Origin of the sequence: Pseudodesulfovibrio sp., from assembly GCF_028692895.1 — a bacterium.
GTDB lineage: Bacteria > Desulfobacterota > Desulfovibrionia > Desulfovibrionales > Desulfovibrionaceae > Pseudodesulfovibrio.
In genome coordinates this window covers 47,374-63,369 of the sequence record NZ_JAQUWN010000008.1, presented here as the reverse complement: position 1 = coordinate 63,369, position 15,996 = coordinate 47,374, and the positions used below count along the sequence as shown (strand labels likewise).

General features: G+C 48.0%; 10 protein-coding genes and 2 tRNA genes. 7 read left to right on the top strand and 5 right to left on the bottom strand.

The window, feature by feature from the left end; genetic code table 11:
- Positions 1-16: 16 nt before the first annotated feature.
- From PHP91_RS03565 to PHP91_RS03555, 3 genes are all read right to left on the bottom strand, one after another.
- The gene (locus PHP91_RS03565) at positions 17-217 is read right to left on the bottom strand and encodes a DNA modification system-associated small protein (RefSeq protein ID WP_300136960.1); all 201 of its coding nucleotides are present in this window, start codon (positions 215-217) and stop codon (positions 17-19) included.
- A complete protein-coding gene (gene dndC / locus PHP91_RS03560; protein WP_300136957.1) occupies positions 210-1,346 on the bottom strand; it encodes a DNA phosphorothioation system sulfurtransferase DndC in 1,137 nt (378 codons plus the stop codon). Before dndC ends, PHP91_RS03565 begins: the two co-directional genes overlap by 8 nt.
- A 321-nt stretch (positions 1,347-1,667) precedes the next feature.
- A tRNA-Ala gene (locus tag PHP91_RS03555) sits at positions 1,668-1,737 on the bottom strand.
- A gap of 258 nt (positions 1,738-1,995) precedes the next feature.
- Here PHP91_RS03555 and PHP91_RS03550 point away from each other — a divergent pair.
- From PHP91_RS03550 to PHP91_RS03540, 4 genes are all read left to right on the top strand, one after another.
- Positions 1,996-5,919, top strand: a complete 3,924-nt coding sequence (locus tag PHP91_RS03550; protein WP_300136954.1) for a flagellin — start codon at positions 1,996-1,998, stop codon at positions 5,917-5,919.
- Between the two features lie 50 nt (positions 5,920-5,969).
- The gene (locus PHP91_RS17270) at positions 5,970-6,134 is read left to right on the top strand and encodes a zinc-ribbon domain-containing protein (protein WP_366141528.1); all 165 of its coding nucleotides are present in this window, start codon (positions 5,970-5,972) and stop codon (positions 6,132-6,134) included.
- Between the two features lie 158 nt (positions 6,135-6,292).
- The gene (locus PHP91_RS03545) at positions 6,293-6,547 is read left to right on the top strand and encodes a hypothetical protein (RefSeq protein ID WP_300136951.1); all 255 of its coding nucleotides are present in this window, start codon (positions 6,293-6,295) and stop codon (positions 6,545-6,547) included.
- Positions 6,548-6,941: 394 nt separating this feature from the next.
- Entirely contained in the window at positions 6,942-7,346 is a 405-nt protein-coding gene (locus PHP91_RS03540) for a hypothetical protein (RefSeq protein ID WP_300136948.1), read from the top strand.
- Between the two features lie 217 nt (positions 7,347-7,563).
- On the opposite strand, the gene PHP91_RS03535 is transcribed toward PHP91_RS03540, so the two are convergent.
- Complete coding sequence (locus PHP91_RS03535) at positions 7,564-8,517, bottom strand: hypothetical protein (RefSeq protein ID WP_300136945.1); 954 nt, start codon at positions 8,515-8,517, stop codon at positions 7,564-7,566.
- 681 nt (positions 8,518-9,198) lie between these two features.
- Between PHP91_RS03535 and PHP91_RS03530 the strand changes: the two genes are divergently transcribed.
- Entirely contained in the window at positions 9,199-11,064 is a 1,866-nt protein-coding gene (locus tag PHP91_RS03530) for a hypothetical protein (protein ID WP_300136942.1), read from the top strand.
- Between the two features lie 1,470 nt (positions 11,065-12,534).
- Positions 12,535-13,557: a site-specific integrase gene (locus PHP91_RS03525; RefSeq protein ID WP_300136940.1), complete on the top strand. Its 1,023-nt coding sequence runs from the start codon at positions 12,535-12,537 to the stop codon at positions 13,555-13,557.
- Between the two features lie 339 nt (positions 13,558-13,896).
- On the opposite strand, the gene PHP91_RS03520 is transcribed toward PHP91_RS03525, so the two are convergent.
- Positions 13,897-13,972, bottom strand: a tRNA-Ala gene (locus PHP91_RS03520).
- A gap of 499 nt (positions 13,973-14,471) precedes the next feature.
- Here PHP91_RS03520 and PHP91_RS03515 point away from each other — a divergent pair.
- A partial coding sequence (locus PHP91_RS03515; protein WP_300136937.1) for a tandem-95 repeat protein occupies positions 14,472-15,996 on the top strand: 1,525 nt, incomplete at its 3' end.

Genomic DNA, 15,996 nt, shown 5'->3' with positions numbered 1-15,996 from the left:
ACCTCAAGTTGGCGAGTTAATCAATTCTGCCAAGAATCTCTTCGAATCGAGGATATATACCTGCAGCTCTTTCTTGATGCTGACGTTCGCGCTGGAGCATGACAAGTTCAGTAATGACATCAATAGGAATGTTTTGCTCATCACACACTCGCTCAAAGACCTTACGAGCTTCATCGTCAGCCCACAAAGGTAAATCACTGAGGTAACCGTCATCCATTTGCAATACCCTTTTCTTCTTGAAGTTCCTTTGCCCAGTGCTGATGAATAAGTTCAATCTCATCATCAGAAATTAGAGGCTGCCCAAACAGATCTTGAACCTCTAATAGACGATTTAGTATTTGTCTACGGGCGGCAATTGTAAAAGGGCCAGGGACATGGTTCCCAGAAGCTCCGAAGGTCAACTTGCCATTCCTTCGCAAAGCCTGCCTCATCTCTGGCTTGTTCCGAATCATTTTTAGCCAATCCCGAAATTCAATCAGTGGTTGATACTCCTGCAATCCTGAGTCAACAAACCCTTGCATACTTTTATCTTTTTCAACAACGGTGCAGGTCCAACACCCGAATCTGCTACCGCATGCTGGAGCCTCTTCAGAGCTCAACATAACTGGGCATTCACCGCCCTCTGAATCCTTATAAAGCTTAACCAGCGCGCTATGATTTCCGCCCCATGGGGCATCATTCATCAACAACAACTCCCAAACATCACATGTAGTCAACTCAACAATTGGGCGATAAATATACGCACCTTTTAGAGTTTCGTGAGGCGCTAACCGCTCTCCACGCAAATTTTTGTGTTTCTCAATTGAACGCAAGCGGGACTGACTTTCATCCTTTCGGACACCGAGCAGAACAATTGCTGCACCAGCCTCGGAAACATGATTTCGTATATATGTACTTGTAGGCTGAACTTTTAACCTATCCGTACACCAACGCATTGTTTGGTTCGGACTAGGATAACCTTTCCCAATCAACAAAACCCAAAATGTCTTATCTTTCGCAGGGGTGGTCCTGGCAACTAAAATAGGCAAGCCAAGAGACTGAACAGCTTCGTCAATCAATTTCGTAGTATTATTCAAATGTTCAATAACCAAAGGGCTCTCAACGAGTGTGTCATTTGAGACAATGTGAACTGGACGGTTCCTTTTGAAAGGGGGTATGTCTAACAAGGCCTCAAAAACAGCATGAACTAATAAGGTGCTATCCTTGCCTCCAGAAAATCCCAATATCCACGGGTATGGCTGCTTTGTACTAAGATATTCTTCCTTAATTTCTGATACGATTGACTGCCATTTATCAGTTATATTTAGTGAATCTTGCAAACAAGCTGCATTATCGCATTGAACCATTTTACAAACTCAACCTGTATAATATTATGCCGCTTAAAGCTAATCCCAGTAAGTGGCCAAAGAAACTCGAATCATAGTTCGTCTGTCCTCAGAACCATACGAGCACGACAAATCCAACTCACCTAGTTACCGCTAATGGCAGCACATATCAACCATAAGGGCATCTAGAATTCCCCAACGACTACAGCAAGATAAATGACCGAGAGAGCTGGCGAATTCAATTTCAGGCTCTGACCATCCCCCTGATTTCATTTGTATATTCTTTTGTATACTCCACGAAAAAAGGCTTAGAAGGAAAACCTCCTAAGCCTTTATAATCATTGGTGGAGCTGGAGGGAATTGAACCCACGACCTCTTGAATGCCATTCAAGGAGACTCGTCTCCAAGCTCCAGAATTATTGAATTTATTTTTCCCCGGTCAACAGAAAATCAGTGATGTTGGAGGCGTGTTAAAGGCCCCGGTTGACCAATTTGGTTGACCAGATTTTGGTGCAGTTCTGAGCTAAAATATGCAGCAACCAATATGCTGGCATGGCATATGCATCTTTAAACCCGTGTTTTAGAACTATCCCCTCAAATTAAAGCACTTTTTGCAACAGATTCCGGGCAATCCGGAAAATTATTCCTGCTCAAGTGGAGTTTCGCACGGATGGCTTTGACGATTAATCACAACCTAATGGCAATGAATACCGCCCGAAATCTCGGAACACATTATGGTGCTCTAGGAGTTTCTACGAGGCGTCTATCATCGGGGTTGAGAGTCGGCACAGCCGCAGATGACGCAGCTGGTTTAGCAATTTCTGAATTAGGAAAAGCTAAAGCATCAAGCCTCGCACAAGCATCCAGAAACATAAAAGATGCAGTATCGCTAGTGCAGGTTGCGGATGGAGGACTACTCGCTGTCAACGCTATGATTATCCGATTGAAGGAATTGGCTGCTCAAGCCTCAACCGGCACATACAACGCAGACCAAAGAGAAATCATTTCCAATGAAATGCAGCAATTAACATCGGAAATAGAACGTGCTCAAAAAGATCTGGAATTCAATGGAATTGATTTATTCAAGGACGACAGTGTAATCGAAATCCAATCTGGCGAAGAAAATGAAGAAAACATTTTTATTGATTTACCGAAGACGACTGCCACGACGTTGGGGACTTTCACCCCTACTGGTCAGAAATCATACCAGACCGGCATAGTTGATGGTGTGGAGTTAAATCTTCCTCAAGTCGGTGCAGCTTTAGCAGACACCTCCACTCAATCAATGGCAGACCAGACCATTACAATTTCAAGTGCCGCCGACGTGCGTACAATAGAAATCAGCGCAGCCAAAGGAAACAATAATATCAATGGATTACTGGCTGAAATCGAAAACCTTGAAATGGACGGAATTAGAGAGACATCCGCAGTAAGCTATGCAGATTTCATTGGTTTTACGAAGGCTGAACTTAACGGATCATACGGGGACATGGTGCGATTCACCTTCAATTCAGGTGGTACTGGAGACCCCAATTACTCGCATTCTTTTCTCATCGGAAGAGATGAAGCAGAAACCGAAGCAAACCTGTTTGCCACCCTTGATAGAATCGTTGATGAGGTAAACACGGCTAACTCTGACTTGGACTTGAGCCGAACCGGAACTGTGCTTCGTTCGGAAGTAGGTAAATCACTCGCAATCGGCGATTTTGAACTTATTGACAACCCGGCTGTTGAGCTTGGTAATTTTGGGGATACACCTTCTGCCATTCCCGGTGGAACCAATATTCCTGCCAGTGAAATATCGTTTGATATTGACGGCATCCCAGTCACGTTTGAATACTCCACTAGCGATGCCACAAACATGGCAAGAGCTGCTGCCGCAGCGACCACCGCATTAACAAATGCTGGTGTATTCTATAACGCCCCACAATACGCAGCCGACTTAACCTATGCATCACCACACACCAGAGAACATTATTATACCGTAGATCAAAATGGTACTAACAACACAGTTACCATCACTAAAATCAACCTCACGAGTACTGAAGCATCCACTCCTGCTGGGAATTTACTCAATGTAACCGATCTTGAGAACAATCAGACTAGAGTTAATGTCAGCAACTTCACCAATTATTCAGGCGAAGAAATCACACTTAACATAGAAGGAACTGATGTCTCTTTTACCGCAGCAGGCAGTGCATCCCAAGCTGCAAACGCTTCCCGTTTGGTAACAGCTGTCAACGCCGCAGGGATTCCCGGAATAACCGCCGATGTAAATGGAACAACTGCGGTAATCGCCCGGACTGGAAGTGAAGATTATATTGACATTCAATATGACGATGAAGACAACAATGTCCAATTTTCCAACTATTCTCTAGATGAAGGTGCAACTCTACAATTCGAACTTGATGGCACAGCCATTTCCTATGTTGTAGGTGCTACCCGCGCAGCTACCGCACAAAATTTGGAAACCGCATTAGGCGCTCTCGGAGGAGGATACACAGTAGCTCGATCCGGTGAAACGGTCCAGGTAACCAAGGCTGACAATACAAGTATAGCTGTCACAAACTTCCAAGATGACGGTCTAAACAATGCTACGATTGGACCCTTTTCCAATACTCTTCCCGGAGACACCTTATCCCTGACGTATACAAGATCAGGAACCAATTATCCTGTTTCATTTGCCGTGGGTGCATCAGATGCAGCTACTGCGTTAAACCTCCGCAACGCCTTAAACGGCGCGGGTATACCTAACACATCATTCGGTACCGCAGGTAATGATGTCCAGGTAAGTGCCACAGATAATGTCAGCTTTGAAATGTCTTCCCTCGCATTAAGTTCAGTAATTGAAGCCAGCATAGGCACTTTTGCCAACATCGTTCCAGGAGAAACAGTATCCTTCACCTACACAAGGTCTGGTTCGAATTTCCCTGTTAGCTTTTTGGCAGGAGCAACAGATAACGATACCGCCACAAATATGCTCAATGCACTCACTCTGGCGGGAGTCCCCAACACTACATTTGGATTGTCCGGCAACGACGTCACCATAACAACAACCGATCAGGTTCAATTCAGAATTTCAAACCTATCCGGCACCAACGCTGCGAATATTGCCACATTCATCACTCCAGCCAACAATGCGGATGCTGGAGCGGGAGCAGGCACTCCTGCCGCACTAAATGAAGGGGGCGGAAGTATTACAGTAAGCGAAAGCACTGTTATCTCAACCATCACTCCTGATGGAGGCTCCACAGCAGGTGGCGGCTCTGGAGTTGCCCAATCGCTAAGTTCTGCTGGTGGCTCAATCACCGTTAATGACATCTCAAGTTCCGTTTTGGCTGGAGCCGGTGCGGGATCAACTGGGGGCGGCACTGTCAATGCAAGCACCAATAGAACGATCACAGATCAAACTACTTCCCTGAATGCAGCAGCAGGAGCTGGCTCTTCCAATACTGGAGCCAGTGTCATTTTCAAGAACCCAGGGCAAGATATTGGAACAAGCACAACCATAACTAATAGCAGAGCAACTGCAACAAGCTATGGAGTTGAGTCTGGGTCATATCTGGATAACGCAGCATTAGGAACCCATGTTACGACCAGCTTCAACATGCGTGAAGATGATGTTGGAAATGTAGGAGAGCAGGATCACATAACCATTGATCGAATCAATGCAGGACTTAGACAAGTTGGTTTAGGGCCAGCAAACAGCACCCTTGCCGGTACCATCGACTCGCAACATGCTGGAGCCGACCCTAACGCGCAATGGGCTATGATTAATGGTACAGGCGAATTCATTCTGGACCCCAATATTTCCTTCAGCATTTCTTCTAATGTAGATGGAACCGCTACAAGCGGTGAAGCTGGAGCATTTAATGCAGCAGCAAACAGGGGAGCTGAATTAACATGGTCATCATCGGATCAGATTTCAAAAGGCAGAATCGACAATTTTTCCAACACAGCAGGAGAAACAATATCTTTTGATCTCAACGGAGTAAGCTTGTCGTATACTGCTGGAGCCACTCAAACGGAGAATTCCAATTTATTATTGCAGGAGTTAAACGATCATACAGCGGCCCTTGCAGCACAAGATGTAATCTTCGAAAGGACATCCGATGAAACAGGCATATATCTTCGCTCTAATGGAGATCAACCTCTTATTATCTCGAACTATTCTGGCAGTGGTGCAGGCAATTCAGGATTTGATGTCTGGCTTATTGATTCGCCCAACACCTACCAAGTAGACGAAAACAACCCGACCCTCTCGCTTGAACCATGGACATCTCTTTCTCAGATGAACTACCGTACACAAGAAGGCGCATCCTCCTCGTTCCAAGTAATCAATGCAGCACTCATTGATGTAACAAATGTCCAGGGCAGCCTAGGAGCAGATGGTAACACTCTCGAAAGCCATGATGCCTTTATTGAGATTGAAAAAGAAAACACAGTAGCGATGGTCTCACGGATTACTGATATAGATGTTGCGAATGAAATGACCGAGTTCGTCCGAAACCAGATACTTACTCAAGCCGCAGTAGCTATGCTGGCCCAGGCGAACAGCTTACCCCGTATGGCAATGCAGCTTATTGGTGGCTAATTTCATAATGAACTGATTTGCATAGATATATTCCAAGAAAGGAGTATTCTATGAAAACCAGGATATGCCACAAATGCGGTCATGAGAACCTGTTGAAAGCAACTACATGTTTCAACTGTGGAGCTAAACTGACAGCCGGAGCAGCTATTATGCACCTTATCAAAATTGGTGGGGTTATCTTGCTTTTCTGGATAGTAGCCAAACTGTTCATGTAGTTCTGGCGAGACTCCTCTTGATGCTATTAAGTTTCAGGAGGAGTTCTTTTGTTATTTTTGAACGGCAACTCCACTAAAACAGAGTGCTTGTTCTTTTCTCCTGCCAATTTCATTATGGAACCACTCGCATAGATATATCCTCATAAAAGGAGTATCTTATGAAGGCATCAATTGTTGCAAAGGTAGTGTTTGAGGATATCGTATACTTTTATGATACAACCGATTTGAACGCTGGAAATGGTTCAATACATTTCGGTTTAGAAAAAAATGAAGAAGACGGTGCTTATCTTGCCACAGTTTCCATCAAGGATGCTGATGGCAATGACATTGCATTTTGCGGACTCAAACCTGAAGACTTGTTGAACTCAGTAAGTCTTTGCCAACCGAACAAAATCCGAGACATTCTAGTCTAGATAACAGGCGGGTGAAATATCCCGCCTTCTGTCTCTACTATTTTTTGGAGCGGCAGACGTACTTCATCAGAGACACAAAACACGCCGTTATCGCATTACAAAACAACTTGATAGATCAAAATTTCGGTCAACCGAAGTCCAACAGCCCCTGCTCTCCCCCGTCATATTTTTCTGCCCATCCAGATCCACCGCCTCCACCCAAAATTCGCGCAAAACACCCCCAGGAACACATCCAAACCAAAATCCTGACGGGAACTGCCCCAATCCCAAAAACGGGCAGGAGAAGCGCAAATATCGCGCATCCAGAGCAAGTCACTGTAAGCACTGGTTCCACCTATGTCTGTTTCAAAGTGGACATATAGATATCCAATAAAAACAACTAATAGGAGGAAAAATGGCAAAGAAGAATGAATCCAAAAAGCGAATAGTCGAGAGCAAATACGATGCTCCTTTGCTCCGTCAATTGTGCGAAGAAGGAGCTGATGCCCAGACAGCGAAGAAGAAGCTGGGACTGGCATCGCTTCAGAGTCTCAGGACGCATTTAATGCGGTTGTCTGTAGAGGACAATCAACTGAGAACTCTTCCCGGCCTGTATGAACGAAGCAACAGTAGAGTTCGTGTCACCAAGCATGGCATCAAGATCACTCTCAAGAAACTGGAAGCCATTGAAGGAGACTTCCAGATCAACAGCGAGTTCACCATCGAAGTGGATGAGGACAACAGGATCATCCTTTCGCCCGTCACTGCCGCTGGCCCGGACGATGAAGAGGAAGCACCTGAATCGGACGGTGAAGCTTAACGAAATAGGAGCCGCAGTACTGACCTACTGTGGCTCCTGTTCTATTTTTGCCGAGTTAATTTGGAATGTACGTTTCACTGCCCAATATCCCCGCCTGCTGATTGTCAATCCAGAGAAATAAAAATGACGGGATTGCTTGGCCATGGACCGAACAACCCCGCCTAAACTAGCGAATCTTAATGGTTCTGGAGCCTATTCGTGCTCCCAATTCATTTTACTACAGCCAGATTACGTGTGAATCGTCAATCAGCTTTGCACCGATAGCATCCTTACGATTGTACGAAAGGAAGCGGATCGGAATGTCCAAAGCCAGATTCTTGCTCACCAGAGCCACGGTGTTGATGAGGTCAGCGACATACTCATCATGGGAGTCCTTATTCTTGATCGCCTTAATGGAGCTGGCCCATTCGTGCTTACCGGCTTCAACCAGTGCAGCGACCATGTTGTTGAATCCCTGTCCACGGCTGTTTACAGGCTCGACCCAAATCGTTTCAGGAGCGAGCTGGAGGACTTCCTTAAAAACAGACTCGACTTGATGATATCCGGTCAAGATACCGGGAATGCAGGGACAGACCATGCCATACATCCTGAATCCCAAACCATGAGCCTCCTTAAGCGCATCAATACGATCTGCGATACTGGAGGTGTTGGGTTCAACGATGTCAATGAAGTCCTGCTGACTGGTCGGAGCCGTGAGACTCAGCGAGAAGTGGATACGGTCAGCGTACTCGGTGAAGTCCTTGAGTACATCAACAATACCTGCGTTCTTTGAAAGGACCCTGACCTGACAATGAGGGTTGTTGGTCAGCAGCCCATACAGACAATCACGGAACAGGTTAGTCTGCTGCACAGCAGGGCTAAACGGGTCAACCTTGGTACACATCATCACGACATCGGATTCGGTCAACTGCTTTGCGTCAGCAGCAACACGTTCCGGCGTTCCAAGGTCTATACAAGCAAGCTGCGCGTTGTGCGCCTTCTGAGCAGTGGTTCCGTTTTCTTTAAAAACGGGATTGGTCCGAGCGGATGCGATGGTGGGGGTGGAACAATATAGACATCCATGATCGCAAATCAAACCGATGTCTAAAGAATGACTGCAAAGTTCCTTTTTATTAAACTTTACAGTCCGATAAATTGCCTTCTTGCGAGTTGCAAGAAGCGGCTTCCTCAAACACATAATAATATCCTCCTAATTCGCCAGTTTGGTCGAATAGGAGAAATTCGGCTGCCCTAATATGAGCAAACGAAGTCAGAACCCCAGAAGGTCCGTCATGCATATATGAAGCTGCCTTGATCATTTTGTGCGAAAATTGATGTCCGTCTTCGTTGTTTAATTGCAACTGAGACAATAACCACTAAATCCCGGCTGGCAAGGGGGAGGAGTCAGCAAATCTATCAAGGTCCAGGATTCATGAGGATATGATGGCAGTCACAGCAACATCCGTTGTGACTCCACCATCTTTTTTGTCGTGATCGGCCCTGCAACACAAGTCACACTGCGTGTGCGTCAGCAAAAATGGGTGAATCCCACCCCGAAAACGCGGCAACGGTCGTTTCCGTCCCACTTCGACAAGCCAAACATTGGCGAGCCGCTGACTGAATTATCGCATTTTCTATGATGCAGCAGTATGGATCGAAGTATGAAAAAGCACCGAGCAACTTGATGAGAATCCATCTACTCATTTATAGAATTGTAGATTACAACTAATTATTTTAATTGAATATTTTTTGAAAAACCCATTGACCAAGGCAACGACTCGGCGTATCGTTGCCTTGCTGGTTGAGTGAACCACCAGCCTGATCTTTGACAACCACATACGAGTGACGCAGCGGCATATATGCGGAGGTATATATGCACGATAAAGACCCAAAGGCACCCAAGGTGCCGCCGAATAAACCTTATACGGACCTGAGCAAACCCCGTAGTTCAACAGTTAAAAACGTGGACAATCCGTTTGCTGAGCCGTCAAAAGTGCCGCCAATTCCAATTACGGAAACTACGCACCCTGATCTTATCAGAGTGATGTCCAAGTCAGAAGATGAGGACACGAACCCTTTCGCTAAGTTTGCGAAAGACAACGAACCGGATTTAACAACTGGAGAAACGACTGAAGAAACTTCAGCAACGCCTCCAACTGATCCAGTTCAACCTGATCCAGTTCCAGCAGTGACTTCACCGCCGCCGGAGCCAGCACAGGTCGAAACGAACGAGAATCCCTTCCTTGTCAATGGAGGCAAAGCCGCCGATGAAGACAATAAAGCGAAGGGGAATCCTCAAACAATTTTATCTGATTATATTGATAAAATTGAGAAATACATGTCCGGCACGGGAGAACCAACTGCAACTGTAATGCAGAATCACATCAAATTAAATTTCTCTATTAGCTCCCGTGAATTCAAGGACCATTTGCTACATCATGTGTACAGCAACCATAACGTTGTGCCGGAAAGAAAAGAGATTAACGAGGCGGTCTACTTTGCTGAAAGCTTGGCCCGTGTATCTGGAAAGACCCATGAGCTTCATAACCGCATGGTTTATGATGGCAAGCAGTTGACCCTGGATTTAGTTCGTGATGACGGGATGTATGTAGTAGCAGATCAGAACGGATGGAAAGTTACCCCTGAGGTGGATCACAAATTCGTTCGTTATCCTAATATGTCTGCTTTACCTATCCCGGATTCGAACGGCAATGTGCTCGAACTTCTGCCGTTCCTGAACATTCAGGATGTGTACGACAAAATCCTTGTTGTTTGCTGGGTAATCGCATCATTCATCACTTCGATCGCCCGTCCCATCCCGTGCATCAGCGGGACACAAGGTTCAGCCAAGACCACTATGGCGAACATGCTTAAAGGTCTTGTGGACCCTGCAATTGAAGGCGGCGTATACCTGCGTGGCAAGGAGGATGAGGTGGCATTGATGCTGAATCAATCAGCGATGCCGTTCTTTGATAACTTGACCAAGATCAACGCCGCCGTTGAAAACATGCTCTGCATGGGCAGTACGGGTGGTGGCTTCAAAAAGAGACAGTTATACACCAACGACAACATGCTCGTTTATCGTTTCAAGAGAGCCATCCTGATGACCGGGATTAATCTCCCGTATCAGGCTCAAGACCTCATGGACCGCACGATAAGTATTGAATTAACGCGTATTCCTAAAGGGAATCGTAAATTCGAAAGCGATGTGTGGCGCGAGTTTGAAGCAGCAAAACCTCGCATCCTTGGCGGTATGCTGGACGTACTGCGTGGAGCAATGAAGCGACTGCCAACGACCAAGGTGTTACACCCACCCCGTATGGCAGACTTCGCCTTATGGGGATCGGCGATTGCTGATGAAATCGGCGAACGTTATGGTAATGGTTGGGATGCAGTGAAGTTCCAAACCGCATACCATCGTGCCCAAGAGCGTGGCTACAAGAGTTCCATAGCCGGGGACAAATTCATCTTGGCCCTGGTGGACTTTTTTGAAGCCATCGAGAAACAGGGACGTTATGAAGTGCATGGCAAAGTGAGCGAGTGCTTGGAAGGCTTCGCCCAACACGCTCTGGCCCTGGATCGAAATGCTGATTACATCCCTTCGACACCTCAGTTGTTTTCACAGGTGTTGAAGAAATACGTTCCTGTCCTGGAAATAAATGGTTGGCTTACTGAATTTTCAGAAAGCCGCAAGTATGGTCGTTTTCTTACGTTTAAGAAGACACCACCGAACAACTAAATAACTACCGCTGCGTCACTCTCGTGGTTCCATAGGGCTTCCTGCATCATCAACTCCAGCAGCATCCCATACAAGATTGGAACCATCCAAAAATATTAGAAAAATTTGGGTGGAGGTGGTGGAGGTGATTTTGCATATTTTTATTTTCAAAATGGATTTAAAAATTTCAAAATATTCTGGTGAAACAAAGAGAAAGAGCAGTCACTTCTGTCACAGAGAAAGAACCGCCTACCCCGCCACAGAAGAAACACCACCCCCACCTCCTCCAGAAGTAGAAGGATTGAATACGAATATATACTTAACTGAATAATATTTTTAAAGAATTGTTATATATTTTAATCATCTACTCTATCTCTTGAAGGTCACTTCAACTGTCTCTGTAGCTGCACCAACAGTTCCAACAGAAGACTTAGCTCCAGTATTTCCAACAGAGATTCTCATAAATTCATTTCCATCTATTTTTTGAAAAATATTTTTCTGCTAATTCATCGCCACCACCTCCACCCCTGCCCGTTGCACGGGGAACTGCCTCACGAAGCCGAAGGTGCATAAGGATCACGATCTACCATGTACGGTGATCCTGCCGTTCTCATGTCTCCCATGTCTCGTTCTGACCAGGGAGTGTATTATCCAGAGACATCTCATAATAAATTGATTTTATTCACTTATTTCTTTAATCTTTTGTTTCTTTGATAGAGATATATACCCCCATACAGTGAAACTCTTTCACTGAAGGAGGTGACAATGGTTCACACGACGATTGTTTCGAAAGAGACAATCATCAGGATTTTAACGTCAAAGCTCACTAAGAAAATACTCAAGAAGACACTGAAGGTCGTTATCATCGTCCTCATCGACGAAGGATTGCGAGATAAGCGTTGAAGGAGTGTTTTAGGAAAGGAAGATGCTCTTTATGGGTATCTTCCTTTCTTTTTGTCTTTTGTTGAATGGCTTGAACGGCAGCACCGTCGAACACTTTGGCATAATTTTACAGTGTTTTCAGATAGATATAGATATTTCATCCACCGTCATGGTCGTTCTGGCATGGCCCTGATCAAAAAAAATCAAAAAAAGTTGCTCATGCTCTGCCGGATTTACTGGCGCATGATGAAGCACCTTTACCCAGGTGCATGAAAAACTGTTTGAGATGATGAAGTGACTAGCAGGAGAAATGGCGTAGAATTTACCATAAGATTTCAGTGTGTTACAAGCACAGAATGACAAAATCTACACCTACTGGACCATACCACACAGCACAGTCTGCGGCAACATATTTGGACTACAGCTACGACCGATTTCGGTTGCTGGCTCGTAAGCACCAGATACCCAGACGCGGCCCTGGAAAGAACCGTTTCGCACAGTCGGATTTGGACCTGTTCATGGTCGATCCAGAAGCATTTCTGGATGCTCCACTGCCGGTGAAACCGAAGAAGAGAAAAACCAAAACCATTCCCATGTAAGGAGGAGAATATGAGTATACACACTCGTAGTAATGGCTCCGTAATCGTTCGCTACCGCGAAAACGGAAAGCAGAAGAACCGGACCTTTGGTAAAGGCGAGGCTGCACTGAAAGCTGCCGAGGTATTCAACACCGCCGTTTTAGAAAAGAAGAAACGTGCGAAGAATCCAGCTTTCGGCACAATTCCGCTGGAAGTGAAGTATTTCGATGAATTGGCTGTGATCTACTTTCAGGCTGACTCGCTGAATGGTCAGAAGAAATGGAAACAGGATTGGAAGAAGATGCTCAACAAGCACCTCTTGGATGAACTGGGCCAGGTTCCGATTGAGAACTTGACTCAGGAGTTCATTGTGTCTTTAGTCATGGCAAAGTTTCCTGAAGCTGGTCCGACCACTCACGCTAGCTACTTGGCGTATTTGAAGGCCATCTTCAACTTCGGCATAGAACGTGGATACTTGAAGGAGAACCCGTTGCGCTTCTTCAAGAAGAAGACTGCGCCCCAGAAGGAGCTTCTGCTGGATTTGGAAACTATCCAGAACCTGAAAGACGCGGCCCCGGATCATCTGGCGTTTGCTATTGAATTGCTGTGCAATACTGGAGTTCGTCCTGGAGCTGGAGAATTGTTGGCCTTGAAGTACGACCACATCCAGTGGGATCAAGGTACACTCCGGGTATTCGGTGGGAAGACCGGAAAATGGCGCACTATTCCGCTGAAGCCTGCGTTTCTGAAGAAACTCAAAAACCGCATGAAGGATAGCAAGTCCGGCTACCTCGTCGAATACAACGGGAAGCCCGTAAAGAGTGTCCATCGCAGCTTCCGCCGCACTTGCGAGAAACTCAAGATCGACAAGTCGGTGGTGCTGTACGACATAAGGCATTGGTTTTGCTCACAATTACTGTCCAATGGTGTGCCGGTGAAAAGTGTATCTACCCTCGCCGGGCATGCTAGCAGTAATATGACAATGAATGTTTACTGTCACCTCATCCCGGGAGACACGGACAAGGCCATCGAACACCTGCCGGACCTTGACTAGCTGTCCCACCACGGATCAAACGGCGAAGGGGGTGTCAGAGATGGCACCTCCTTCCTTTTATTGAAGACAATCCCAAACAATACAACATCCCGTACTTCTTGTATCATTCGATGATGGAGGGTGTATGGATATTTTGCAGGAGGGAGTCATAGGCGGTAGGGTAATTACGGGTTGCCCCTGTTCCCAGCCATACATCCTCATACACTGTTATTACAGCACCTTAAACAGTTCGCTCCAACACCGCTGGGAACCCAAGGTTCACCTTTCGGTTCCCCGACAAAAGAAGAAGGACCATCCAGCATAAGCAGCTAAACGGTCCTTTTTCTTAAGAAAATATGGTGGTGGAGCTGGAGGGAATTGAACCCACGACCTCTTGAATGCCATTCAAGCGCTCTCCCAACTGAGCTACAGCCCCACGTCGTTGGGAAAGACAATTTGCAAGAAGCACGCATTCTTGTCAATACAAAATCCGCCCACATGTCACTTGAATCCGGCTTTCTGCCAGGCGCGCATTCCAAGACGCTTCCCGACACCAGCCATCGGCGGCCAGGACAATCGTCGAATTATTATCACGCCCTGACAGTTTATTAATTTTCTTCGCAGTTCCAGCTTGTTACCATCAATATTCTCTCGGGATAGGGCCGGGGAAAAGAGCAACCGCATTGGGCTTGTTTTCAACATATGTCTGTTGAAAACAAAAATTAATTACAATAATCACCAAAATCAAGCAACCCAGGCACACCCCTACCCGCTTTGCTTTCCATGTGGAATGCTTTTCTTTTACACATGATAATCTATTTGATTAATTGAATTTTATTACATTGACTCTAAGCGGCTCAGAACCTATATAATTACCATGGGGCACCACTGTTGTGCCCCTTTGAGACGCAAACTCGCTTTCCCAGGAGGAAGCCATGACCGATACCGCCCAAAACCTCACCATGATCTCCGTGGGGCTGCCCGCTCCGGGAACCACGCAGGTTGTCAAGCTCTCCGCCAACATGCTGGTGGAGTTCCAGTTTGACACGACGGATGTCACATATTCCCACCAGGGCCCGAACCTCGTGCTGACCACGCCCGACGGCGGCGTCGTCATCTTCGAGGGCTTCCTCGACCTGGCGCAGGAAGGCGGATTGCCTGTCTTTCAGCTCATCGGCGGCGAACAGATTCCCGGCGACGTCTACCTCTTCGCATTCGAAAACGTGGAGAGCACCCAGTCGGAGACCGCTGCGGGCAGTTCGCTGGGCAGCAGTGGCGCGGGCGTCTACATGGATGACGAGGGCAACCTCTTCCGGGGCCTTTCCAGCCTCCCGCCCCAGGACCTCCCCGGCCGCACGGGCGGCCGCGACCTGACCTCCGACGACATCCAGGACCTGCTGACCACCACGTCGAGCAATGCGCCCACCATCAACGGCACCCTTTCGCTGCACATGGCAGAGGACGGATATGACGCCGACACCGGCACGTCCTCGCCCCTGATCATCCGCGACACCGACATCCTTTCCCTGGTCAGCGATCCCGATCCCGACACCGTGGTGGCCGTCAGCGACCTCTCCGTCTCCGGCGGCGCCCTGACCCAGATCGCGGCCGGTGTCTGGGCCTTCATGCCCGACCAGGACTTCAACGGCGACGTCTCCGTGACCTTCTCGGTCACGGACGGCACCTATACCGTGCAGGGGACCGGCGCCATCGAGGTCGCCCCGGTCAATGACGCGCCCGTGGTCTCCGGCGACGAGACCGTGAGCATGGCCGAGGACGGCTCCATCACCGGCACCGTGGCCGAGCACGTCACCGACGTGGACAACGTCGCAACCGACATGACCTACACCCTCGACGAGGGGCAGACCGTGCCCACGGGCCTGACCTTCAACGCCGACGGCACCTACGCCTTCGACGCTTCCTCCTACGACAACCTGGCCGAAGGCGAACCCGCGACCTTCAACCTTACCTACACCGTCAGCGACGGCGCGGGAGGCTACACCACCGGCACCCTGACCATCACGGTCACCGGGACCAACGACGCGCCCGAGGTCCTGGCCGCCTCCACCGGCGCGGTGGCCGAGGACGCCTCCTACTCCGGGTCCGTGGCGGGCGACGTCGCCGACATCGACGCCGCCGACACCCTGACCTACGCCCTGACCGGCGACGCGCCCACCGGCCTGACCATGAACGCCGACGGCACCTACACTTTCGACGCCTCCTCCTACGACACCCTGGCCGCCGGCCAGACCCAGGAGATCACCGCCACCTACACCGTCAGCGACGGGCATGAGGGCGTCGCCGCCAACACCCTGACCATCACGGTCACCGGAACCAACGACGCGCCCGAGGTCCTGGCCGCCTCCACCGGCGCGGTGGCCGAGGACGCCTCCTACTCCGGGTCCGTGGCGGGCGACGTCGCCGACATCGACGCCGCCGACACCCTGACCTACGCCCTGA

Excerpts from the sequence above, each read along its gene's own strand:
- PHP91_RS03565 (WP_300136960.1), bottom strand. The coding sequence starts at position 217 with ATGGATGACGGTTACCTCAGTGATTTACCTTTGTGGGCTGACGATGAA.
- dndC (WP_300136957.1), bottom strand. The coding sequence starts at position 1,346 with ATGGTTCAATGCGATAATGCAGCTTGTTTGCAAGATTCACTAAATATA.
- PHP91_RS03550 (WP_300136954.1), top strand. The coding sequence starts at position 1,996 with ATGGCTTTGACGATTAATCACAACCTAATGGCAATGAATACCGCCCGA.
- PHP91_RS17270 (WP_366141528.1), top strand. The coding sequence starts at position 5,970 with ATGAAAACCAGGATATGCCACAAATGCGGTCATGAGAACCTGTTGAAA.
- PHP91_RS03545 (WP_300136951.1), top strand. The coding sequence starts at position 6,293 with ATGAAGGCATCAATTGTTGCAAAGGTAGTGTTTGAGGATATCGTATAC.
- PHP91_RS03540 (WP_300136948.1), top strand. The coding sequence starts at position 6,942 with ATGGCAAAGAAGAATGAATCCAAAAAGCGAATAGTCGAGAGCAAATAC.
- PHP91_RS03530 (WP_300136942.1), top strand. The coding sequence starts at position 9,199 with ATGCACGATAAAGACCCAAAGGCACCCAAGGTGCCGCCGAATAAACCT.
- PHP91_RS03525 (WP_300136940.1), top strand. The coding sequence starts at position 12,535 with ATGAGTATACACACTCGTAGTAATGGCTCCGTAATCGTTCGCTACCGC.